The 24,465-nt window shown below is 44.7% G+C and carries 20 protein-coding genes; 12 read left to right on the top strand and 8 right to left on the bottom strand.

The window, feature by feature from the left end:
- Positions 1-9: 9 nt before the first annotated feature.
- Positions 10-720 (bottom strand): glycerophosphodiester phosphodiesterase family protein, encoded by a 711-nt coding sequence (locus VER99_RS18055; RefSeq protein ID WP_024373029.1) that lies wholly within the window; start codon positions 718-720, stop codon positions 10-12.
- Positions 721-1,034: 314 nt separating this feature from the next.
- Here VER99_RS18055 and VER99_RS18050 point away from each other — a divergent pair, with 314 nt between their 5' ends.
- The 11 genes from VER99_RS18050 (at position 1,035) to VER99_RS18000 (ending at position 12,942) form a co-directional block, all read left to right on the top strand.
- Positions 1,035-1,988, top strand: a complete 954-nt coding sequence (locus VER99_RS18050) for a lactate/malate family dehydrogenase (protein WP_014233519.1) — start codon at positions 1,035-1,037, stop codon at positions 1,986-1,988.
- A 155-nt stretch (positions 1,989-2,143) separates the two neighbouring features.
- Positions 2,144-2,809, top strand: a complete 666-nt coding sequence (locus VER99_RS18045) for a response regulator transcription factor (protein WP_020334630.1) — start codon at positions 2,144-2,146, stop codon at positions 2,807-2,809.
- Positions 2,809-4,182 carry a sensor histidine kinase gene (locus tag VER99_RS18040; RefSeq protein WP_020334631.1) on the top strand — a complete coding sequence of 458 codons (1,374 nt, stop codon included), beginning with the start codon at positions 2,809-2,811 and terminating at the stop codon, positions 4,180-4,182. Before VER99_RS18045 ends, VER99_RS18040 begins: the two co-directional genes overlap by 1 nt.
- Positions 4,183-4,390: 208 nt before the next feature.
- The gene (locus VER99_RS18035) at positions 4,391-6,472 is read left to right on the top strand and encodes a TonB-dependent siderophore receptor (RefSeq protein WP_020334632.1); all 2,082 of its coding nucleotides are present in this window, start codon (positions 4,391-4,393) and stop codon (positions 6,470-6,472) included.
- Between the two features lie 73 nt (positions 6,473-6,545).
- Positions 6,546-7,313 (top strand): DUF3450 domain-containing protein, encoded by a 768-nt coding sequence (locus VER99_RS18030; protein WP_020334633.1) that lies wholly within the window; start codon positions 6,546-6,548, stop codon positions 7,311-7,313.
- Positions 7,314-8,681: a MotA/TolQ/ExbB proton channel family protein gene (locus tag VER99_RS18025; protein WP_020334634.1), complete on the top strand. Its 1,368-nt coding sequence runs from the start codon at positions 7,314-7,316 to the stop codon at positions 8,679-8,681. It begins immediately after the preceding gene.
- Positions 8,681-9,235, top strand: coding sequence for a MotA/TolQ/ExbB proton channel family protein (locus VER99_RS18020; RefSeq protein WP_014233525.1), 555 nt, complete (start codon positions 8,681-8,683; stop codon positions 9,233-9,235). Before VER99_RS18025 ends, VER99_RS18020 begins: the two co-directional genes overlap by 1 nt.
- The gene (locus VER99_RS18015; RefSeq protein ID WP_014233526.1) at positions 9,232-9,636 is read left to right on the top strand and encodes an ExbD/TolR family protein; all 405 of its coding nucleotides are present in this window, start codon (positions 9,232-9,234) and stop codon (positions 9,634-9,636) included. Before VER99_RS18020 ends, VER99_RS18015 begins: the two co-directional genes overlap by 4 nt.
- Complete coding sequence (locus tag VER99_RS18010) at positions 9,636-10,256, top strand: energy transducer TonB (protein WP_020334635.1); 621 nt, start codon at positions 9,636-9,638, stop codon at positions 10,254-10,256. The genes VER99_RS18015 and VER99_RS18010 overlap by 1 nt, the downstream gene beginning before the upstream one ends.
- Positions 10,253-11,425, top strand: a complete 1,173-nt coding sequence (locus VER99_RS18005; RefSeq protein WP_020334636.1) for a tetratricopeptide repeat protein — start codon at positions 10,253-10,255, stop codon at positions 11,423-11,425. Before VER99_RS18010 ends, VER99_RS18005 begins: the two co-directional genes overlap by 4 nt.
- A gap of 533 nt (positions 11,426-11,958) precedes the next feature.
- Entirely contained in the window at positions 11,959-12,942 is a 984-nt protein-coding gene (locus VER99_RS18000) for a porin (protein ID WP_014233529.1), read from the top strand.
- A gap of 159 nt (positions 12,943-13,101) precedes the next feature.
- Here the strand turns inward: VER99_RS18000 and VER99_RS17995 are convergent, their stop codons facing one another.
- The 4 genes from VER99_RS17995 to speA all read right to left on the bottom strand — a co-directional run bounded on the left by VER99_RS17995 (position 13,102) and on the right by speA (position 19,784).
- Positions 13,102-15,267 (bottom strand): S9 family peptidase, encoded by a 2,166-nt coding sequence (locus VER99_RS17995; RefSeq protein WP_024373028.1) that lies wholly within the window; start codon positions 15,265-15,267, stop codon positions 13,102-13,104.
- A gap of 231 nt (positions 15,268-15,498) precedes the next feature.
- Positions 15,499-16,704 carry a multidrug efflux MFS transporter EmrD gene (gene emrD, locus VER99_RS17990; RefSeq protein ID WP_020334640.1) on the bottom strand — a complete coding sequence of 402 codons (1,206 nt, stop codon included), beginning with the start codon at positions 16,702-16,704 and terminating at the stop codon, positions 15,499-15,501.
- A 241-nt stretch (positions 16,705-16,945) separates the two neighbouring features.
- Positions 16,946-17,872 carry an agmatinase gene (gene speB / locus VER99_RS17985; protein WP_014233532.1) on the bottom strand — a complete coding sequence of 309 codons (927 nt, stop codon included), beginning with the start codon at positions 17,870-17,872 and terminating at the stop codon, positions 16,946-16,948.
- A 1-nt stretch (position 17,873) separates the two neighbouring features.
- Positions 17,874-19,784 (bottom strand): arginine decarboxylase, encoded by a 1,911-nt coding sequence (gene speA / locus VER99_RS17980; RefSeq protein WP_024373026.1) that lies wholly within the window; start codon positions 19,782-19,784, stop codon positions 17,874-17,876.
- A gap of 548 nt (positions 19,785-20,332) precedes the next feature.
- Here speA and VER99_RS17975 point away from each other — a divergent pair.
- Positions 20,333-21,064 carry an MBL fold metallo-hydrolase gene (locus VER99_RS17975; RefSeq protein WP_031779227.1) on the top strand — a complete coding sequence of 244 codons (732 nt, stop codon included), beginning with the start codon at positions 20,333-20,335 and terminating at the stop codon, positions 21,062-21,064.
- A 40-nt stretch (positions 21,065-21,104) separates the two neighbouring features.
- On the opposite strand, the gene VER99_RS17970 is transcribed toward VER99_RS17975, so the two are convergent.
- The 3 genes from VER99_RS17970 to VER99_RS17960 form a co-directional block, all read right to left on the bottom strand.
- Positions 21,105-21,533, bottom strand: coding sequence for an ATP-dependent zinc protease family protein (locus tag VER99_RS17970; RefSeq protein WP_014233535.1), 429 nt, complete (start codon positions 21,531-21,533; stop codon positions 21,105-21,107).
- A 66-nt stretch (positions 21,534-21,599) separates the two neighbouring features.
- On the bottom strand, positions 21,600-22,505 hold the full coding sequence (gene rimK, locus VER99_RS17965) for a 30S ribosomal protein S6--L-glutamate ligase (RefSeq protein ID WP_014233536.1): 906 nt from the start codon (positions 22,503-22,505) through the stop codon (positions 21,600-21,602).
- Between the two features lie 1,500 nt (positions 22,506-24,005).
- Positions 24,006-24,344 carry a YggL 50S ribosome-binding family protein gene (locus VER99_RS17960; RefSeq protein ID WP_020334643.1) on the bottom strand — a complete coding sequence of 113 codons (339 nt, stop codon included), beginning with the start codon at positions 24,342-24,344 and terminating at the stop codon, positions 24,006-24,008.
- Between the last annotated feature and the right edge of the window lie 121 nt (positions 24,345-24,465).

Genomic DNA, 24,465 nt, shown 5'->3' with positions numbered 1-24,465 from the left:
AACAGTCTTTTACCGAAGAAACCGTGTAGGGTAATCACTGAAGATGCCATCTAGAGGTGGCAGATGTTTGAGTTTATGTGGGTTGTTGACGGTATAGCACATCACTTTATAGCCATGTTGTTGGAGTTTTTTAATCTGACGGGAGCGCACCCAATTGATGTTTAAGTTACAGCTGTAAGCGTTGACTTCTTCAAGCAGCAATTGGTCTTTTCTGGTGAGAAACTCACTCAATACACCTAAACGGTAGCCTCTGCAGTGCTCAAAGAGCGCTCTAATCACATCATGACTAAAACTAGAAAGTAAAATACTCTCTGAGGGCAGAGGGCTACCAGAAAGCACTTTCGCTAATAACTTTGCAACTGGCTCTGCGGGATGACGATCAACTTTAACTTCGATGTTTAAATTGAGGTTGTGCTCTGCGGCCAGTTCAAGAAGCTCTTCCAACGTCATGATGGTTTCACCCTTAAACTCATCACTAAACCAGCTACCAAAGTCTAAGCTTTTGAGTTCATCCAAAGTCAGTTCATCTATTCGCCCTTGTCCGTTACTACAGCGGTTGACCGTGTGGTCATGGCATACCACCAAAATGTTGTCTTTCGTCGGCTGAACATCGACTTCTACCCATTTCAAATCAAGGTTTATTGCAGCCAGAACGCTTATCTTTGTGTTTTCTGGGTAAGACCCCGCCACACCTCGGTGACCAATTAACAATGTATCCATGTTGTCGTTCTTCTCGTTTGGGTTGAACCCGATACTAATCGATTTTAAGTGGTTTGGTTTAGTGGGCATCAAGCGAGGTCGATGCAACACCTTCATTTACAGCGGTATTCACAGGAATACAAATATGTTGGACTTTTACTCTATCGCAGCTCATTTTTAAAGTAACGACTAATCTTGCAAGCGCAGAACAATACCCAGAAACGCACGGAGTTGAGCTGAGCATAAGCCTTTATGCATGTCGAAAAATTTGATGATTGGATGGACTTGAATCCTGTATTTTGCAGTGATTTTTTAGAATTATCAGGGAGAGAAAAATGAAGATCGGTGTCATTGGCGCTGGAGCGGTTGGTGTTGGTGTTTGTAACTACTTACTCACAATGGGTAGTTTCAGCGAGCTAGTTTTATTAGATCAAAATCTGGAAAGAGCCGAAGGAGAAGTGTTCGACTTCCGTCACACAACGGCGTTAACGTTTTCTAAAAACACTCGTATTATTCCTTCGAATGACTATCTGGATTTATTAGAAGCTGACATTGTCATCATCACTGCTGGCGCACAAATCAAACATGGGCAGACTCGTCTGGATATCGCAGAAATCAACGCCAAGATTGGGGTGGATATCGCACGTAATATAGAGCGTGTGGCACCAAATGCCATTCTTATTGTTGTCACTAACCCATGTGACATTGTTACCCATTTTATTGTTGCTAATACTGGGTTTGAAGCGAATAAGGTGATCAGCAGTGGCTGTGTTATAGATACTGCCCGATTGATGAGTATTGTCGCCAACCGTGTGGATCTCGATCCTAAGAATATCTTTGGTTACGTATTAGGCGAGCATGGTAGTCATTGTTTTACGCCGAAGAGTTTAATTTCTATCGCAGGCCAACCGGCGGATTACTACTGTGATACACACAATATCAAACGAATTGATGCGGATGAGCTGTTGGAGGCGGTGAAACAAGCCGGCTATGAAATATTTCGTCGCAAGAACAATACCGTACACGGCATTGCCGCGAGTGTATTTCGGATAGTGCAGGCAGTTATCATTAACGAGCGCTCGGTGTTGCCTGTCGGAACGATGATAAAAGGGCAATATGGCGTGAATAAAGTCGTACTCAGTTTGCCAACGGTTGTGGGTAAAAATGGCGCAGACTCGGTTCTTACTCATCCATTTAGTGGTGAAGAGCTAAAAACGTTAAGAGCCATCAGTGAGAACTTACGTTCAATCGTAAAGAACGTTGCATCGTCAACCAGTTTAGAGTGTTAGCGAGTTTAAAACGGAAACCCTCGCTTAATTTCACAAAGCCTGCTTTAAAGCAGGCTTTCGTATTTTTGGTACAGATAAGCCTCTATTGCTCAGTTGTTTAACTTACAGGTGAGGAATATAATGAGAACTATTTTTATTTGAATAATAGGTTAGGTATGTCTCGAGTTTTAATCGTTGATGACGACGTTCCTCTGTGTGAACTCTTAGCGGCAGTGTTACAAGACGAAGGGTATACCGTATCTTCTGTGCATTGTGGTGAGAGTGCTCTGCAATACATGGAAAAAACACCTGTCGATTTGGTTTTACTCGATGTTATGTTGCCGAATTTAAACGGAATGCAAGTTGCGCGTCGTGTTTGTCAGAGATTCGCTACTCCCATTCTTATGCTCACGGCTTTGAATGATGAGAACTCGATGCTTGATGGCTATCAAGCCGGAGCTGACCAATATATCGGTAAGCCATTCAATGTCGAAGAGTTACTGATGCGCATTAAAGCTATCCTTCGTCGAGTAGGTTTGGAGCGCCAACGACAAACCATTTGTAATACCGTTCAGAATATAAGTGATCAACTAACGAGCTTGCCGCTGACCAGCACTGAGGCTGAACTTTTAAGCCATCTGGTTAAAAATCAGGGAGTAGTGATCTCTAAAGCGGAGCTGCAAACAGAAGTTCTGCAAAAAGAGCTCAGTCCGTTTGATCGTAATCTTGATATGCATATCAGTAACATCCGCCGGAAACTGGTTGAGGCGGGTCTTTCAAAGCAGCACATCAAAACGTTTCGTGGTAAAGGCTATAGCTATTTAGAAGCTGTGAGCATGTAATGAAGATTGTCTGCCCATCTTACATAGTAAAACGTAAAGACAGCCTTGCGTTTAAGCTGTTTAGCTACATGACGGCAATAGTCATCAGCATATTGCTTGTTCAGGACTTAACCGAACGAGCTTTGGTCAAAGCCATGCTAAAAGTCCCTGATAGTGTCAAATCAGAGATGCTAGAACTTGCCCACCAAGCAAATGAACTGATTGAATACGGTGATATGGATGAATTGGCAGATTGGGCCAACGCACAGCAATTTTACCTGTTTGTATTGAATGAGCAGCTCCAACCCATCACACATCGTTTAATGCATCCACACTTTGAGTTTAAGCTTCAGTTCAAACGCAGTCTTGACTCTCAATTGGAAGACAAAGTTAATCAACCCCTTATCAATATTCCTCTGGTTAATGAACACAATTTAGTGATTGAACTCCCGCATCGTTTGCACCCTGCGAATGACTTTATCCTTTATTTTTCTATCATCAAGGTCGTGATTGCCGCGGTAATTTTGTCTTTATTCTCACTTTTAATGGCGCGCAAATTACAGCAGCCACTCGCTCGTCTCAGAGAGGCGAGTAAGAAGCTTTCTAACGGGGATTTCGACGTCAGTGTTGTGCAGGAATTAAAGTCTACCACCCGAGAGTTTAATGAGCTCGCGGAGGACTTTGACCACATGACCAGAGAGATCCACTCACTAGCGGAAAAACAACGTCTTTTGATTCGTGATGTTTCTCATGAGCTCAGAACGCCACTAGCCAGGCAAAATCTTGTGCTACACCTCTTGCGCAAGCGCGTGGGAGAAGATGAACAGGCTCTGGTTACCAGGCTCGAAGAAGAGACTAAAGAGCTAAACCACCTGATCAGCGGCATCTTAGAATTTAGCCGTCTTGAGAATGCCCGTTACGATAAAACGACTAAACGTAATGATTTAGAAGTGCTTTTGGCACCACAAGTAGAGCGCTGCCAAATCGATCTTAAACAAGAACAAAGCTTGTCATTTGTTTCTCTTGCGACTGAGCCGAGCGCATATTGTGAAGAAACATTGGTGGTGCGTTGTCTTAATAATCTTGTTGGCAATGCAATCAAATACGCAGGCGAACGTGCCCAGATAGAAGTGGCTCTGAGCCACAAAGAAGTCAATGGCGAGCGTTATCTCGTTATGTCGGTATCTGATGATGGGCCCAGAATTGCAGAGAACAAGTTGTCCGAAATCTTTAATCCTTTTACACGCCTTGATGCATCGAGAGATAAAAACGTCGGTGGGTATGGTCTCGGGCTGGCGATTGTCAAAGAATCGATGCGAATAATGGGAGGAAGCGTTAAAGCAGAAAGCCGTCCGCAAGGTGGGTTAAACGTAAGTTTGATGTTCAGACAATAATACGACATGATGCGGCCAAGCTTTTTGTGATCTAGATCTCGTATGAATAATTCGTCATCCAATAGTTCTTTACAAAATCCTGCAAATGCAAAGAATGTAAATTTAATGCAAATGGTAATACTTATCACTTATATTCACTCGCGATATAAATAAGAGGGAATCACATTCATTGTATGTGCGACCCGAAACACAATCGGAGTGAAAGTATATGTTTACTAAGAGCCATTTGGCATTAGTGATCGGTGCGGTGTTAGCAGCACCAGCAGTGGCAGAAATTCAAACGGATGAGCATCTAGTTGTTGAAGGACGCGAGTTCGGCTACAAAGCGGATACCAACAGTACAGCGATGCGTATGGAAATGACGCAGCTAGAAACTCCGGGACAAGTTGCCGTCATTGACGAAACCGTGATTGATGAGCAACGAGCGAGTACGCTGGGTGAAGTACTGCGTAATGACGCGAGTGTAAGCGCTGGCGGCACTAGTCGTAACCGTGAACGTTTCTCGCTTCGTGGATTTGAACTAAGTAGTTCTGATGGTTTTCTAAAAGATGGTCGCCAACACTGGTCACATTACCGTCAGCCAATTGAGCTTTTAGAGCGTGTTGAAGTTTTAAAAGGTCCGTCTGGTCTGCTTTACGGTAAGTCTGAGCCGGGTGGTTTAGTAAACATGGTTTCCAAGAAGCCAACAGCCAAAACACAAGTAAGCCTGAGCCAGGACATCGGTTCAAACGAGCATTCACGTACAGTGCTTGATGTAAGTGGCTCTTTAAACGAAGCCGAGACGCTGCGTGCTCGTGCGATTTTGGCGAAGGAGAACTACAGTTCTTGGCGAACATACGGTGATGGTACAAAGCCTCAAACTGACCGTTTTGTTGGTGGTTTAGTTGCTGAGTATGACATTACCGAAAACGTTATGGTGTCAGCGCACTATGACCGTACAAAAGATGAAGGTAGCGTAGACTCAGGTGCTTACGTTGTGAATGGTAAGCCTGTGCGTGGTGACAAATACATTTGGGATGCGCAGTGGTCGAAGATCGATAACGACGTCGAAAACTATGGCATCGACATTAACGCTCAAGTAGTTGAGAACGTTAATGTCAAAGCGGGATACAACCGCCAGGACTTTGAGCGTTTTGACGTAGAGTCGTACCCGAAGTTCAATGAATACGATGCAGGTAACGTCATTGTTCACCGTGGCAACGATCGTTCAGATAACTGGGTGTTCGATACCGCTTATTTGGACGTCACGACGGGCTTTGATCTATTTGGTACGGAAAACACACTGTTAGTCGGCGCTAACTACTTAGATTACAGTTACGATCGCTTTATGGCGTTTCATAATGAAGCTCAGATTGCTCCGGGAGAAACGGTGCCAAAGCCTGACTATCGCAGTTCTAGAAAATGGCCAACGAATGAATACGATACTTGGGGAATCTACGCGCAAAATATGATGACCATTAACGATTACTGGCAGGTACTTGCGGGTGTTCGTTATGATGAAAAACGCAGTGATGAGTTAACAGAGAGTCAAATATCTCCGAAGTTTGGTGTGACTTTCCACCCAACATCGAATGGCTCTATTTATGTGCAATACTCTGAAAGTTTTATGCCACAAGGGCAGGTAAATGGTGAGGATTATACTAACGATGGTGAAGAACTAGACGCAGAACGCGGCATTTCTTACGAAGTTGGTACTAAGTGGGAGTTGTTTGATCAACGTCTTTACTTAACAGGCGCTTTATTTGATATCACCTTAGAGAACGTAAAGCTAACGGTTGATGCGCCAAATAATCCGGGCAAAGAGACGATTACGCAAGATGGTGAGCAAGTTCACCGTGGAGCAGAAATCCTAGCGCAGGGCTTTGTGACGGATAAGTTGTCGCTTACGGCTTCTGCAATGTATTTAGATGCAGAGATTACACAAAGTAAAAGTTACAAAGGTAATCGTCCGGCAGATGTACCTGAGTTTTCGGCGAGTGTTTGGTCTAGCTATAAAGTGCAAGACAACACTAACCTAAACCTAGGTTTGATTTATGAAGGTGATCGCTACGGAGATGCAGCGAATACCTTCGAAAAAGATGGGTATGCACGCATTGATATGGGTGTGTCATACAAGCATAAGTACGACGAAAACTTGGATATTATTGCTCGATTCAATGTAGAAAACCTATTTGATACTGAGTACTTAGCAGGTGGTGGTAGTACCGACCCTCTAGAGTATGAAGGAGCGAACGGTGTAGTGGTTGGTGAAGGCCGAAACTACATGGCGACAATCCAGTTTAAGTACTGATAACAATCTGATTAATAAAGGGGAAGGGTCGTATTCCCCTTTAGTCGTTTTAGGAAATAGCATTTAAACTCGTATGAATCTAATTAAATCAAGTATCGCTCTGTTGATTTCATCGGTTTTGATTCCCGTTCACGCGGAAAATCTCAGCGGTGCACAAGCAGTGCAAAGTAAAACCAATCAAGCATCCGCGGCTAGTCAAAAACGCATTGATACCAGTGCGGAAAAGGCGTTGACCTTGGAGGCAGAAATCGAACAGTTGCAAGAAGAAGTCAGCAATTTAAAGATTTATCGCGATCACCTTACCAGTCTTGTGAATAGTCAGAATCAAGAAGTAGACAACTTGAATGATCAAATTGAGCAGATTGCGCACACTCGCCAAGGTGTTGTGCCGTTGATGTATCACATGCTTGACGGGTTAAAAGAGATCGTGGCGAACGATAAGCCGATTCGTAAAGCACAACGCGAAGAGCGTATTGCGAAGCTTGATTCGATGATGACTCGTGCGGATGTTGCCGATGCAGAAAAGTTTCGCCGAATCCTGGAAGCGTACCAAATCGAAATGGATTACGGCACTCGACTTGGCGTTTACCAAGGCAAGATTGATTTATCTGCAAACGAAAAAGTCGAGGCTGACGTCCTTTATTTAGGTCGAATATCGTTGATCGCACGTAGCTTATCCGGAGAAACGTTCTGGAGTTGGTCGCAACAGCAAAAAGCCTGGCAGCCACTTGGTTCTGACCAAAAAACAGAATTGGACAAAGCGTTTGCCATGGCAAACAAACAAATCGCACCGAGCATGTTAACGTTGCCAGTGTCGCTGACCGTTGCGGAGGGCAAATAAATGATCAAAAAATGGTTATCGGTTGCATTAATCTCAGGCGCTGCGTTGATGCCTCACACCACATTTGCCAGCGACACTTTGATGCAAAAAGCGCAGCAGGAAAATCGTCAACAGCAATCACACAACGTAACGCGTGAAGCCGGTTTTAAACAATCAGAACAACAGTTGCAGTCGCTTAAAAATCAACTGGCTGCAGAGCGTGCAGCTTTGCAAGCTGAAGCAGACGCTTTAAGCGCGACGTTCAGTGAAAATGAAGCTGAATTGGCACAACTTGAAGAGAAACTTCGTTTAGAGACAGGCAGCCTTGGCGAGCTATTCGGTGTTGTACGTCAGAATGCAAAAGAACTTGAATCTGAGCTTAAACATTCCGTAACGGGTGTTGACCGCAACACTTACCAGAAAGACATCGAGGCGATTGTTGCTGCGACCTCTTTGCCTACTTTGTCACAGCTTCAGGCCATGTGGCGCAGCATGGAAGAGCAGGTGAAGGCAAGTGGTGAACTCGCGAATGTTTCGTTCACATTGCTGGATGGTGAAGGTCGTGAGCAGACGATTTCGGGCGCTCGCCTGGGCGCGATGGCGTTACTGGATGACAACGGTTATGTGAACTGGAATGGTCAGCGTGGCGATGCGGTTAACTACCTTCGTCAGCCTGAAAATGGTCCGACAGCAAGCACACTCACTTCGGGCGAACTAGAAAGCATCGTTATTGATCCATCACGCGGTATCCTTTTGGAGCAACTTGCGAACTCGCCAACCCTGCAAGATCGCCTCAGCGCTGGTGGTGTCGTGGGTAAGATCATCCTCGGTCTACTTGCGATTGGTTTGATCATTGCGCTCGTTCGTGGTGTATCACTAATGATTGCACGTCAGAAGATCGCACAGCAACTGAAGAGCCCTGCTCAGCCACAAGATAATCCGTTAGGCCGTGTCCTTGCGGTGTATCAGAAAGACAAACACCGCAGTGTGGAAGCATTAGAATTGCGTCTTCTTGAAGCGGTGGTTGATGAACAGACGCATCTGGAAAAAGGCTTGTCGATGCTGAAACTACTGGCGGCACTGGCTCCTATGCTTGGTCTGCTTGGAACCGTAACAGGCATGATCGAAACCTTTCAGGTGATCACTCAGTTTGGTAACGGTGATCCAAAAGTCATGGCTGGTGGTATTTCAATGGCGCTGGTAACGACAGTACTTGGTCTGGTTGCTGCAATGCCTCTGCTTCTGGCTCACAATGTGTTGAGTTCACAAGCAGAAAATATTCGCAATATTCTTGAGAAGCAAGGCATCGGCTTAGTCGCAGAACAGGCCGAGCGCGATATGCCGAAAGGAATGAATAAAGTGAACACTGTCGCGGAGAATGCAGCGTAATGGAGCAGATCTTACTCAACACATTGGGTTTGATCAGTGAAGATTGGGCCACAACCTTGATGAGCTTTATGCAGCAAGGTGGCCAAATCTTATGGTGGCTGGCTGCCGTGGTTGCGGTGTGCTGGTTATTGGTCATGGAGCGGGTCATTTACCTGACTACGGTTTTTCCTAAAGTAAAAGCAGAGCTTCGTGATCAGTGGCTGGCAAGGTCAGAACATCACTCTTGGTACGCGCATCAAATCCGCGAAGGATGGATTGCAAAGGCGCAGATTGAATTGCGTCAGAACTTATCAACGATCAAATTGCTTGTGGCTATTTGCCCAATGCTTGGCTTGTTAGGCACGGTGACGGGCATGATTACCGTGTTTGATGTGATGGCTTCACAGGGCAGCAGCAATCCCAAATTGATGGCTTCAGGTATCTCGCTTGCCACTTTACCGACTATGGCTGGAATGGTAGCGGCGTTGGCGGGGATGTTTATTCATGCACGATTAAGCAAAGTGTGTGAACGCAGAGCCATCCAATTAGAACAATCTTTAAGGAGTCAGAAGTGAGACTCGGACGCAGACCTAATCAACAAGACGAAGCTCAAGTCGATTTAACATCCATGCTTGATATCGTGTTCATCATGTTGATTTTCTTTATTGTTACTAGCTCATTTGTTCGTGAGTCAGGGGTAGAAGTCAATCGCCCGCAGGCTTCAAACGTGGTGAGCCAGAAAGATGCTGGTATTTTCATAGCGGTAACGGCAGCAAACGATGTGTATATTGACAAGCGTTTGGTCGATATCGAGCGTGTAGAAGCGTCTATCGAGCATTTGCTGCTTGATCAGCCTGATGCATCACTTGTCATCCAAGCGGATGAGCATGCTTATAATGGTACGGTTGTAAAAGTAATGGACGCAGCAAAAGGCGCAGGCGTTAAGAACATTGCATTGGCAGCGGAGACACCTTAATGGGTAGGCTGTTACTTGCATTACCTTTGTCTTTGTTGATTTCAGTCAGCTTGTTTAGCTTTATGGCGTGGATGGTAGACAATGGCAACCAGCGTGCGCCCAAAGCTTCTGAAGCGGTTCGCTTTGACATGGTGATGGTGGAAAACGATGCAGACATACAGCGTCGTCAACGCTCGGTTCCAGAGCCGCCTGAGCCGCCGAAAGCACCAGAGCCGATGGATTTGTCTCAAGCGAACACGCAAGTTGAGCCGATGAGCCAAGTCACACCGACCAGCGCTTTGGGGCTCAATACGGCGTTGGATGGTATTGCGATTAGTGCGCCAAATCTAAAAGGCACGATGGGTAACCAACAAGCGCTACCTCTTTATCGCGTGGAACCTCGCTATCCGAGCAAAGCTCAGAAACGTAAGGTAGAAGGTTACGTGGTGTTGCGCTTTACTATTGACGCGACTGGCCGTCCAAAAGATATTGAAGTGGTTGAAGCTGAGCCAAGCCGCATGTTTGAGCGTGAGTCGATACGTGCGCTTAGAAATTGGAAATATCAGCCAAAAGTTGAGAATGGTGTGTCAATCGAGCAGTTTGGGCAGACCGTAAGACTGGAGTTCAAGTTACCGAAATGATGAAGAAATTCCTAATTGGTGCCGTCTTATGCTTAAGCGCTTTTACGACCACCGCTAACGAGTTAAGTCAGTACACGGCTTCCCGTGTCCAGCGGGCGCATGCTATGGCGCAGGAAGATAACCTCAAAGAGGCCATTTCTACACTTGAAGGATTAGATCTTTCTCGTGGCTATGATCAGGCTTTTGTCGCTCGTATGTTGGGTATTTTCTATTGGCAAAATCAGCAAATTAAGCCTGCAATTAAACAACTTGAGTATGCAGTGAACAGTGGTTTGTTGCAGGATGAACAGGCGTGGCAAACCCGTAAGATGCTGGCTGATATGCTGCTTAACGAACAACAGTTTTCCAAGGCGTTACCGCACTATTATGCGTTAAGTAAGACCGTGCCAAAAAACCAGAAAGCCCATGATGTTTGGTTGCGTATAGCACAGTCGCATTACCAACAAAGAGAGTGGAATAAAGTGATTTCAGCCATGGGGCGCTATGAGCAGTTTGGGCAGCCAGACAAGACAGGCCCGCTTTCGATCAAGCTTTCTGCTGAGCTGGAACTCAAAAAGTGGAAGCCAGCGATTGGCACAATAAAGCGTTTGATTGCGATTGAACCTGCACGTGTGGAATGGTGGCGTCAACTGGTCGCTTTACATCTCCGCATTAATGATAATAAGCGTGCTTTAGATTCTTTGGCTCTTGCTAAGCTTCAAGGTGTCGAACTCAGCCAGGATGATTTGAAGCTGTTAGCGCAGCTGTATGCAAATCGAGGAATTCCAGAACGTGCTGCGTTGGTCTTGGATGAGCTCAATGAGATTAATTCAGACAGTAAATTGAAAGCTCAGCAAGCGACGTACTGGCAAATGGCCAAAGAGTGGGATAAGTCGATAGATAGCTGGCGTATAGCCGCGAAACTCGACTCACAGTACAACTGGAACTACTCTCAGCTACTCGTACAGGAAGGGCAGTACCAACAGGCATTGGCCGTTTTGGATGACGTTTCTGGCAGACCATCTGACGTCGCGCTTATCAAAGCTCGGGTTTATTACAAGTTGAAGCGAATTGATGATGCGCTCGCAAACGCGAAACGATCTTATGAAATGAAGCCATCCGATCAGGCAAAAAGTTGGGTGACTTATTTGTCTCAACTTCGTAAAGCAGAATCCAGTTTAAATTCTTAGATAGCTGTCAAGAACACTCAAAAAGCTCGAGGTAACACTCGGGCTTTTTTGCATTTTAACCCTCCATATTTCCAATAATCTACAGCATTTATGCAAGAGATTTAGACTGAGGAGCCTGTGTCAGATCAGTAAAAATCAGCGAATTTATCTAACAAACTAGGCTGATTTCGATACAAAGCTCTGTATTGGTTAGACAAAGATCATTAATCCAAACTCACTGATTTTTACTTAATAACACATCATACTGCAAAGGTATCAGCCAATATTTTTCTATTGATAGAATTAAAATTAATAGATATCGGTACATTGAGAGAAGTAGCACGCAAAAAGCACAAATTTTATGCATATGAATGAAAAGTTCACTATTTTTATGTGACATTGTTCATATATTAATCAATGAGTGGATTGGTTGCATAATAAGTTGTTTGTTTTATTTAAATTTCATTACTACCTTGTTATCTGTTCGTTGCAAATGATGCAGGGTTATTCTGTTTTTGAACGAATCGGCACAAACAACTATATGGATGTTAACAATGAAAATGAAAGCTCTAGCCGTAGCAGTGGCGGCACTAGCATGTGGTACACAGGCATTCGCAGCAGAAGTTTACAACAGCGATGGTACATCTCTATCAATCGGCGGTCATGTATCTGTGGGCGTGGGTGAGTATTATGACGAGGACGTAAAGGTTCACCAAGTATCTCCTCGTATCAACGTGGCTGGCAAAAAAGACATCGGCAATGGTGTGACTGTTGATGCTAAAGGTGAGTGGGCACTTAACTACCTAAACGGTGGCGATCAGTCTTTTTCAACTCGTCTTGGCTACATTGGCGCAACGCATGAGCAACTTGGTCGTCTGGTTGTAGGTACGCAGTGGACTCCATACTACGATGTAGGTGGTGTTGCTGATTTGCCAATCGCGTTTGCGAACGACTTCCTATATTCAAACTACTACGAGCTTGGTTCTGCTCGTGGTGAAAAAATGGTTAGCTACCGTAAAGGTTTCCAATTCGGTGAAGGCTTTGCGTTCAATCTAGGTCTAGGTTGGCAAGGTCAAAACGGTGATTACGATGACCGTGGCCAAGTTTCTATCAGCACTGAGTTAGCAGGCTTCGGTCTTGGCTACGCATACAGCGGTGGTGATGTTGAATTTGGTGGTCAAACTGGTAAAGAAAACGCAAGTTCACATATTTTGTCAGCATACTACGGCTCTTACGGTTCAGGCCTTTATGCGGCAGTTGTATACGGTATGAACGAATACTTCTTTGAAGGTCTAGAAGACACTACTCAGCTAGAAGCACTTTTAGCGTACGGTGTTAACGATTGGACTTTCAGCGTGAACTACGAAGGCGTGGAAGACGATGATCTAGACACTCTTTACAGCGAAATGGCACTACAAGCAGAGTACGCTGTTACTCCTTCATTCTATACATTCGCAGGTTACCAAATTGATCTAGGTAACGACATTGATGAAGATGAGAACGACTACTGGACTATCGGTGCTCGTTACTACTTCTAATCAATAGGACAGTATCTACTGCCTAAACACAGTTATTGTGTTAGCGCCTACTTCTTGCTTTGTAAAAAGGATTAAGGGAGTAGGCGTTTTTATTTCCGGCCGATTATTGTGCTGACGCTGATCGTAACAATGCCCGCAAGTGCGGGCATTGTTTTTCTGTTACTTTGTTTCTAGCAGGTCCAGGAAGAAAGCATATTCCAGTGCATCTTCTTTTAGGCGTTTAAATCGACCGGAAGCGCCACCATGTCCTGCCTCCATATCGGTCTTAAACACCAGCACGTTGTTATCAGTCTTCATTTCGCGCAACTTAGCTATCCACTTCATTGGCTCAAAGTACTGAACCTGAGAGTCATGCAAACCCGTGGTGACGAGCATGTTTGGGTAATCCTGTGCTTCAATATTGTCGTAAGGCGAATAACTCAACATGTAGTCGTAATAGGTTTTGTTGTTCGGGTTACCCCACTCATCGTATTCATTCGTGGTTAATGGAATCGATTCATCCAACATCGTCGTCACAACATCGACAAAAGGTACATGCGCACCAATGCCGCGGTATAACTCAGGCGCTTGGTTAATAACAGCGCCCATTAACAGGCCTCCTGCCGAACCGCCCACCGCGAACACTTTATCTTTTGCACCGTAGTTCTTCTCGACTAAGCCTTTCGTTACATCGACAAAATCGTTAAAGGTGTTTTGCTTTGTCAGCTTTTTACCATCTTCATACCAAGGGCGGCCTAGCATTTCAGAACCGCGAATATGGGCGATGGCGAAAACGAAACCACGATCCAGCAAACTTAAACGCGTTGAGCTGAAGGTTGGCTCTATTGTCGCGCCATAAGAACCGTAACCGTATTGATAAATAGGATTGGTACCATCTTTGTTAAAGCGATCTTTGCGATAAACCAGCGAAACAGGCACTGACTTGCCATCACGAGCTTTGATCATAATTCGTTCAGACTGGTAATTATCAGCGTTAAAGTCACCCAGGACTGGGGTTTGTTTCATGACCTCAGATTCACCCGTTTTCAGATCGAAATCATAGTAAGTACCCGGCGTGGTTAAGCTACTGTAGTAAATGCGTACTTTATTGTTATCTAACTCGTAGTTTCCAGTTAGGTACGCTGCAAATGCGCTATCGTGAAATTGGAGGGGGAATTCGTTACCGCTGGATAGTTCACGCACAGTGACCGTTGATAAGCCATTTGCGCGTTGCTCATAAACCAGATGGTCATCGAACAACTCAAAATCGACCAGCTGAGTATCATCGTCTGCCGGAATAACATCTTGCCAATGAGAACGGTCGTGCATGTTGTCTTTGTGCACTTTCATCAAACGGAAGTTAATTGCCTCATAGTTCGTGTAGATGTAGTACCAGTCGCCAAGTTTTGCGATGCTGTACTCGATACCGGTTTCGCGCGGAAAAAAGGGTTCAGCTTTCGCATTTGGATTGTTTGCATCGAGCACAGACACACCGCTCGTTTCGGTACTGGAGTGCCAAATGTAGACCTCTTCTCCATCCTTACTCTTGCTGATGTAGGTGTAGTATTCACTATCTGTTTCTTCGTAAATCAGCTTGTCTGTACTTTGCGGGGTTCCCAGTACATGGCGATAGACTTGGTAGCCTAACAGTGTTTGTGGGTCCTTTTTTATGTAATAGAACGCTTGGTTATCGTTTTGCCAGGCAATGGCACTAGAAGCGCCTTCGATTTTGTCCTCAAGGTATTTACCCGTCTCCAGATTCTTGATTTTGATGGTGTAAATACGGCGACTTAACGTGTCTTCGCCATAAGCCAAAAGCGTTTCATCAGGGCTGACATGTAATCCGCTAACATTAAAGAATTCATGACCTTTGGCCAGTTCGTTGACATCTAAAATCACTGATTTATCGGTGCCGGAAAAGTCTTTGGCGCGCAGATGAACTTCATATTCGTTGTCTCCAGAGACTTCACTGGAATAAAAGTAATTGCCCTTACGAACCGGAACGGAGTTGTCGTCTTTGGCTATTCTGCCCTTGATTTCTTCAAACAGTGTTTGCTGAAGCGTTTCGGTATGCTTGAGAACGGTTTCGGTATATTTATTCTCTGCTTCAAGATGCTGCAATACCTCCGAATCTTTGCGCTCGTCGTCTCGCATCCAGTAGTAGTTATCGATACGGGTGTCGCCATGAATCGTCATGGCATGCGGCACTTTCTTTGCGACAGGCGCTTGTGTTTGCTGGGCAATGAGCTGTGACTGAGAATAATGGTTCATAGTTGAAGTTCCTTGATTACTGCATCCGGCCAAAATTGCGACTGATACGGCCAACGTCGTAAGAGTAAAACGCATCTGTTTATCCTTGTATTTTATACCCAAGTCATCGTTTTTAATGGAATCTAATTGTATATGGCTTGAGCGTGCTTTCAGGTTTGTTACCGATGTTTTTGATCTTCCAGTGATCGATATGAAACTTCATTGTGTAAGCAGTTGTTATACAAAGCAAACAGTCTTTTGGAATGTGAGTACAAAAAAGGGACATACTACATAGTATGTCCCTAAGAAAATGCATATTGAGTTTGGTTATATAACCTGTGGTACTTGGTTGGAATGATCCGGCGTGCGGTTAACCCAGCGTAGCCCGAGCATTGCGATAACTGACATCGCCATCATCAAAATACCCAGAGGCATTTGGTTCTGAGCGGGGAATAGTGACGCAAGTAAGGTTGCGATACCCGCGCCCAAGTTTTGCATACCGCCCAACGTCGCACCCGCAGTACCTGCATGGTATGGGAACGGAGAAATCGCCCCCGTTGTGGCTGCCGGAAAGAGTATACCTGCACCCAAAAAGTAAATAGTAGCGCCGCCAATCAAGGTTAACGCGGTCGTTAAGCCAAACAGGCCTGGGATCAACACGACGGCTGAACCGATAAAAATGGCAACCAGACCAACATTCAGGGCTCGGCGCATTGAACGGCGCTGAGCGATGTAGCTCGATAAGCCTGAACCAATCAGGTATCCCGGGATCGGAATAATAAACAGCAAGCTGACGGTTGTCGCTGGTAATCCCAACACGCCGCCTAGTAGCACACCTGCAGCTGCTTCAATGACGCCCACACCCGCGAATGTGGCCACAAGGCAGATCAAAAAACCTTGGAAGCGTTTATCGGATAAAACGTATTGATAGCTCTTAGTCACTGGCTCATTTTTGCGCTTTTCGACAGGAAGAGTCTCCATCATGCTCGTCATCATGGTAATGACCACAGCAATACCAAATAGCGCGAGAAATAGGTAGCTAGAACGCCAACTGAACGCTTCTGTTAAATAGCCACCCAGTAATGGTGCCATCAAAGGTGAGAAGAGGATACACATGCTGATCAAGCTATTCGCACGGTGTAATTCTGCACCTTCAAAACAGTCACGAGTTAAGATACGTGCCATCGCGCCACCACAGCCAATGCCCAAGCCCTGAATAAAGCTACCGACTAAGAACCATTCAAACTGGTGGGTAAATAGAGCGACTAACGTCCCCACGATGTAAATGAGCAAGCCAGCAATAATAATTGGTTTACGTCCAAGGCGATCGGACAACGGACCATACACAAACTGTGACAAGCCATATGGGATCAAGTAACAGGCCATAACGGCTTGAAGTGAAGACGCAGAAACCAAAAATTCACTCGCCATATGACCGATTGAAGGCACGTACATCGTTTGGGTCATCTGACCTACGGCAGTCAATATTGCGATTAAAAACGTAAGTTTCACTAATGGAAACGAAGCCGGCATTTACGTGTATCTCCAATAAATTTAAGGTGTAAGAAGCCTTAGCTCTCCATAAAGAGTGCTAATGTAATTTGTTATATTAGGGGATGATTCGTGCGAGATATTAGTGCTTGAATCTGTGCTTGGCAATCTAAACTTTTGTCGTCAAGCAAGATTAAAATCTATGATTTGGATTAGAAAAAATAATCCGAAAGTTTGGTGTGCGAAAAGACAAAAAAGGGAGCGAATGCTCCCTTTGAAAAATTTATGCTTGTTCTCGACCTGATGCGTAAGCGTACAGCAGTTCTAGAGCAATGGTCGCGCCTGCTAATGCGGTGACATCACTTTGGTCATAAGGTGGTGATACTTCTACCACGTCCATGCCTACGATATTCATGCCAGCCAAACCACGAATGATTTTAAGCACCTTGTCAGTATTTAAACCGCCGCAAACCGGCGTTCCCGTTCCCGGAGCAAATGCTGGATCTAAGCAGTCTATATCAAAGGTAACGTATACTGGCTTATCAGCAACGGTACGACGAATCTCGTCTAGAATCTCATTCACAGACATGTCATTGGCTTGCATCGCATTAATAACGTTGAAGCCGTGATCTTGCTGTTTGTATTCAGTACGAATACCAATTTGTACTGAGTTCTTCGCAGAAATTAGCCCTTCTTTCGGTGCATGGTAGAACATCGTACCGTGGTCGTATGAGCTGCCGTTCGCATATGTGTCTGTATGAGCATCGAAATGAACTAGCGCCATTTCGCCATAATGTTTCGCATAAGCACGCAGAATCGGAAGGGTGATGAAATGATCCCCCCCCAGTGCAAGCATTGTTTTCTCGCTTTTTAAGATCTCGCTTGTCGCCGCTTCCAAACGGTAAGTGAAGTCTTCTGCGTCACCGCAATCGAAGACCAAGTCTCCGGAATCAATGACGGTTAACTTATCAAATACGTTGAAATCCCAAGGGAATTTTTTACCTTCCCAGGCTAAATTCACCGAAGCGCGACGGATAGCATCCGGACCCATGCGAGCCCCTGAACGACCAGATGTTGCCATGTCGAGAGGAACGCCGAGTACCACAACGTCTGCCTCTGCAGTCACCGGATTTTTAATGTACGGAAGACGCAGAAACGACATTGAGTTGGAGTAAAGCGAATAATCAGTTTTAGTAAACAAATCATTCATATCAGAAATCCTCTAAATAGGTGTATCCCACCAAACCTTGTTCCAGTTCAGCAAGGATTTGTGTTTGTTCACCGGCTTCAACTCGTTCCGAAACCAGTTGCTTGTAATTATCTCGAATCGCTTCAACGTCGATATGAACATAACGCATCATGTCTTCTACGCTATCACCTTCGTTGATGTAGCTAATTTCAAACTCACCGTTCTCTTCTACGTTAACAACCACACTGTGGGTGTCACCAAATAAGTTGTGCATGTCACCAAGAATTTCCTGGTATGCGCCGACTAGGAAGAAGCCCAGCAGGTATGGCTTATCTTTGGTCCATGCAGGAACTGGTAACGTACTTTCTATACCTTGACCATCAACGTAAAGATCAATCGCACCATCAGAGTCACAAGTGATGTCCAACATGACCGCTCGACGTTCTTCGGCGTCGCCTAAGCCAGAAAGCGGCAATACAGGGAATACCTGATCGATCCCCCATGCGTCTGGCAGAGACTGAAAGAGCGAGAAGTTAACAAAGAACTTGTCTGCGAGACGTTCGCTCAACTCATCCAGAATAGGACGGTGGAAGCGGTTCTTCGTGCTCATCTTACGACTCAATTCGAAGTAAATGCGCAGTGACAGTTGTTCTGCCCAGGCACGCTGCTCAAGGTTAATTACGCCAGTTGCAAAATTAGAATGTGCTTCTGCCAAGTCACTTTGCGTGTCGTTGTAAATCTCAATCAGTGCTCGAGCGTCAGTGCCGTTTTGCAAGTTTTCCCAATTACGCCACATGTTTTGCAGCAACAAAGGGGCATCATCGGCTGGAGCAAACACGTCTTCAGGTTGGTAAGCTTCTGTGCCAATTACATTGGATACCAACACGGCATGATGCGCCGTCAAAGAGCGACCGGACTCAGAAATAATCACCGGCATCGGCTGCTCATATTGCTGACATACATCGCCAACCGTATTGACGATATTTCGTGCGTATTCAGCAAGGCCATAGTTCATCGAGTTGGATGATTGGCTACGTGTTCCGTCATAATCTACAGCTAAGCCGCCACCCACATCGAAGTAATCAATGCCGGCACCCATTGCGCGCAGCTCGCAGTAAAAACGTGCAGACTCATTCACACCGTTGCGTACATCACGAATGTTCGCCATTTGTGACCCAAGATGGAAGTGCACCAATTGCAAAGCATCGAGGTTACCACTGTTCTTCAGGCGGTTAATCACACTCAGCACCTGTGATGCAGACAGACCAAACTTGGACTTTTCGCCACCACTTGATTGCCACTTACCGGCTCCCTGAGAAGCAAGGCGAATACGCAGACCCAATCGAGGCTGTACGCCCAAGCTTTCTGCTTCTTGCAGTACCAGATCAAGCTCTGATAGCTTCTCTAAGACGATAAACACTTTATGTCCGAGCTTTTCGCCAATCAGCGCAAGGCGCACGTATTCACGATCTTTATAGCCATTACAGACAATCACGGAGCTAGCTTGTTGAGCCAGGGCCAGTACGGCTAATAGTTCCGGTTTACTGCCAGCTTCGAGGCCGAGTTGTTTCGTCTCGAGCTCTGCCTGGCTGGCGAGTATTTCATCAACCACTTCACGTTGCTGGTTTACCTTAATTGGGTATACCAACAAGTATTTATTCGGATACTGATAATCTTCAATCGCTTGGTTGAAAGCATCACAAAGACCATGCACACGTTGATGCACGATCTGTGGGAAGCGAACGAGAACAGGCAAGTTCAGCTGCTTCGCTTCTAGCTCTTTTACAATGGCACTGAAAGGGATTTGATGTGCACGGTCACTTCGAGGAGAGACGTATACCTCGCCTTGGTTATCGATACCGTAGAAGCCTTGGCTCCAGTAGTGAACGTTGTAGTCCGCGCGAATGCGGTCTAATTTCGTTGCTTTTTCCAACTCAATTCTCACAAAAATGTACTTAACCCTTTAATTTATTAGAAGGAAAGTACCAAAAAGCAATTCATGAGGCATTAATACCAATCACAGTGAGTAAGTGATCAGAAATAGCGCAGGAAAAATGCATGATAACAAGGCACAACTTTTTCATAAGTAGTTACTCTACAGTCAAAAATTGTAACGCAGTTATCGAACATTTTAACCAGCTAGAATGACCAGTTATTTGCTACGATTGGTATCACCTCATACCCTGACACGAACTCCGTGTGCGCGCATTAACGGACAAAATTTGTTTAGAGTCTAATGATTAAAATCTATCTTATCGATTAGGCTTTGTTGTCGAAGATTGGTGTAAATATTTATACCCAGTTTACTTCTTGAGGGGGGATTCAGAGTGCTGTTACTGGTGTCAAATTAACTTGGACAACATATATTTAACAATTTAATGTTTCTACTGTTATAGTTGGTCTGACCAGCAAGGATGTGGTCTTAAAACAGTATAAGGATAGATTTTGCAGCTACATAGAATTCAGGGGTACATACAGACCATGTACCTGGCCGAGTACGCCGATAAACTCATGTTGCTTGATGGTGCAAGCCGAGCTGATATCCCTCATCTTAAAGATTTTATTGAGTATCAACTTAAGCGACCATTTACCGATCTCAAGCTGGTGGTCGTAACCCACATGCACCCGGATCATGCGGGAGCGGCGCATAAGCTTAGAGCTCTGACAGGGTGCAAAATCTTAGCGGCCAAACGTGATGTTCAGTGGTACAGCGGTATTGATGGCTGGTTGATGCATTTGACGGACTTGGCGTTGGCTAGGTGGATGGCAAATCGAATGCACAAACCCAAACGCAACCTGTGGTATTCAAGGAAACTGAATCCAGATATTGAGCTGGTGGACGGTGAAACTATTCCTGGTTTTGAAGATTGGCAGGTATTGGAAACGCTGGGGCATACCGACAGAGATTTATCGGTCTATCATGCGGAGCAGAGTGTGTTGTACGTCGCGGATCTGATAGTAAAAGTGAAGAAGCACTTAATTGCACCGTTTCCTATCTTTCACCCCAATCAATATCGTCTTTCCGTTAAACGGGTTTTTGAACTGCAACCAAGCTGTTTGTTGCTTGCGCATGGAGGGGAAGTGGTTTTGGATGAAAACGCCTATCGGCATATTCTGGATACAGCGCCGACCAAGCCGCATACCCATTGGCGAGCGACGAAAATAAAAGCGAAAGGGCTGTTGAGTGTGTTGTTGCGGAGAAACAAGAGATGAGTGACATTTTGTAAAAGGGTCACTCATCTATACGATAGCGTTATGGCGCTAACAAGTGTGACTGGCTTGGGTCAACTAACACTTTATCTGCCATTGCCTGACGGCCTAGCAGCATCATGTACGTCATGTTTTCGCGGTTAGTCAACGTAATGTCTATTGGCCACTGTTGATCGTTCATGCGTAGCATTGTGGTGATCACACAGCGGTGCTCGAACGTCCCGTTTGAGGATTTCACTTTACGGTTCGCTTTTAATGGCGCTGTACAACGAACGACCTGTTCTAAGTGATAAACATCCGGGTGAAGATCGAACTCTACGTACGAACGGCCGTTTTTCTCAAAGCACTCGATATTATCGACGTGAAGAGAAGAAGTTTGCGCCCCAGTATCAATACGAGCTTCAAGATGGGGAATTCCTAACTCTGGTAAGCAGATTGCTTCGGCATTCCCAATGACAATTTTCTGATTCATAGTGTCATCCTAGCGACGGGTCGCATAAAGAGGCGAAGTCACCTCTTTATACTGTTTGGATAGTGATCAACCTTTACCGCGAGTACGGTTTGAATTTGGTTTTGCGTTTTTTTCGATAAAGTCGAAAATCATCCCTGCAATGTCTTTATTTGTTGCTAACTCGATGCCTTCAAGACCTGGTGAGGAGTTCACTTCCATCACTACAGGACCGTTTTTCGATTGCAGGATGTCTACGCCACATAGGTTTAAGCCCATTACTCTTGCTGCATTAACCGCCGTTGCACGTTCTTCTTTGCTCAATCTGACAAGTTGAGCAGAACCACCGCGGTGAAGGTTCGAGCGGAACTCACCTTCTTTTGCCTGACGCTTCATTGCTGCAATCACCTTATTGCCCACAACGAAACAGCGAATGTCAGCGCCTTTAGCTTCTTCGATGAACTCTTGAACCATGATGTTCGCTTTTAAGCCCATAAAGGCTTCAATCACACTTTCTGCTGCTTTATTGGTTTCAGCAAGAACAACACCAATACCTTGAGTACCTTCAAGTAGCTTAATGACAAGAGGAGCACCGCCAACGTTTTTGATCACGTCCTGAATGTTGTCAGGGTGGTGAGCAAAACCAGTACGTGGTAAGCCGATGCCTTTGCGAGATAAAAGCTGCAAAGAACGTAGCTTGTCACGTGAACGGCTGATCGCTACCGATTCATTGACACAAAATGTACCCATCATTTCGAATTGGCGTACGACAGCTGTGCCGTAGAAAGTGATTGAAGCGCCGATACGTGGAATAACCGCGTCGTATTGTGGCAATTCTTCACCCATATAACGAATCTTAGGGTTGTTACTCGTAATGTCCATGTAGCAGTGCAGAGTGTCGATAACATCAATTTGATGTCCACGTTCTTCGCCTGCTTGCTTTAGGCGCATGGTTGAATATAAATTCTCATTACGAGAGAGAATAGCAATACGCATGGCTGTTCCTTTGTAAGTCAGTACCAGGTTAAAAATATAAGTATAGAGTATAGAATGCAGCAGGCTGATGATATTGATATGACATAACCTACATACTTCAACGAGTTAGAATGGTGGTTGGACAACCACGTCGTTGAGGGTGTGCACATTAGATTTTTTCGCTGGCAGATGAAAACGAAAAAAACTCGTCGTGACGACAAATATTTTTTATCGAACTGAAGCGAATTACGATGGGTAATCTCTAGCAAAGAGCAACGATGATGGGTGGTAAAAATGATAAAACCCCGCCTGGTTTCCCAGACGGGGCTTATTCTTTTTCGCAGCAATCCGGCTACTAAATAGGTGCTCCCTGCATCTATCCTTGATAATGGCTAAGTCCTTTAACCGAGTTCCCTGTTCATCGCCTTCCTAGCGGTGTCCATTCTAGCCTGTCATCCTGACGGGCGAACTCTATCCTAGAGCTTAACTACATCCTTGCTGACAACTCATCCTAAGCTATCAAATCTTCATCCTGAAGATACCTAATCCTTTAGGCTTTTTCCTGTTCCTGCCAACATCCTGTCGACACATTCAGTATTCATGGTTTGTGGTTTTGACTCAATCCTCTATTTGCAATTATTTTTGAAATCGATTGCATGAATGAAATTGTTTTTATTTATAAACAATAAGTTAATGTTGTTTTCTGGCTTTAATCTTAGTGTGCATTAATCCATTTGCTTACACGCTATGTAAGAGATCTCGCACAAGTTGTTGGGCTAATATCTTAAATGTGAGGGTTTTGGATGAACTGGCTGATTTGCTCTCGATCACAAACCGGTCTATATATCCTGGGAGATCAATATTCTCTGCTGAACAAAGTTTTCATTATTCTAAGAGAAGTAATAAATGAGTTCGATGGAAGACTTTGTTGTATCGCAGGTTTTTATCTCTGAGTGCTAGACTTTTGCGTTAAGAGTGTGGTAATTGATTATATTCCACCTCGGAAATTCTTATTAAGATTTGGTGACAGTAAAAAGAAGGAACTTGATTGCCATTTTTCTGTCATATCAGGTGAGTAGGTTGACCGTGTAAGGAAGATAATATTTGATTTGCTCAAATATTATCGATAGTAAAAAGACCATTATTGTCATTATGTTGTGAATTTGGTCACGGTTAATTGGTTGATTCCTATATAGATTTAACGGAATTGCAAACCTTAGACAATAAGCTCAACGTGAGCGTTACTTATATAAATAAGGGAGATTACTATGAAAAAGATGAGAAGAGCTCAGTTACATCGTGTTCGTATCCAGTATTGGAAAGATACGAAAGATGAGACAGCTAAAAAATCATAGTTAACTACTTTTGACGTCAATGGGCTGGCAGTGGAATACAATATTCCCAGCAATTGCCAGCTCTAAAATACCCTCCTAGTGTTACTTTCCTTCAGACAAAAAATAAAAAAGCCGATCCGAAGATCAGCCTTTGTATAATTTCCTAGCTCAGTTTCCCTGTCTGGAATTACAAGTAGTTGGCATCTACCAATTCGCCAGCTTTTGCAGTTTTTACTTCAGGGCGTGCTTCCAGCCAAGCCAGAACTTGTGCTTTTTGCTCTTCAGTTGCATTGCCGTAGCGCTCAGTTGAGCACAGGAAGCCTTCAAACAGTTCCAGACCACCACCGCCAAAGCACAGACCCAAACTGTCAATGTAGTCAACAAAGTCATCAACGAATACATCGTAGCGGTCGAAGTCATTGATGTCTGTTTCACAGCTGATTTCGAACCCTAGGATTGCGAATTCGCCTAAGAACAGTTTTTTACGGATACGACGGCTTTTGTTATCGATTTTTTCTAATTTCATAACTATCTCTCGTAGATGATCTTATTACGCACACGTTATACCTTCTATAGAATCATATCCCAAGTAAAATTCTATTAATACGACATGTTTGGTTGTTCTTTGTGCAAGCGGTGTCTCGTGT

The organism is Vibrio natriegens NBRC 15636 = ATCC 14048 = DSM 759, from assembly GCF_035621455.1.
Classification (GTDB): domain Bacteria; phylum Pseudomonadota; class Gammaproteobacteria; order Enterobacterales; family Vibrionaceae; genus Vibrio; species Vibrio natriegens.
Note: the sequence above shows the minus strand (reverse complement) of the source record. Positions and strands in the feature narration are given on the sequence as shown.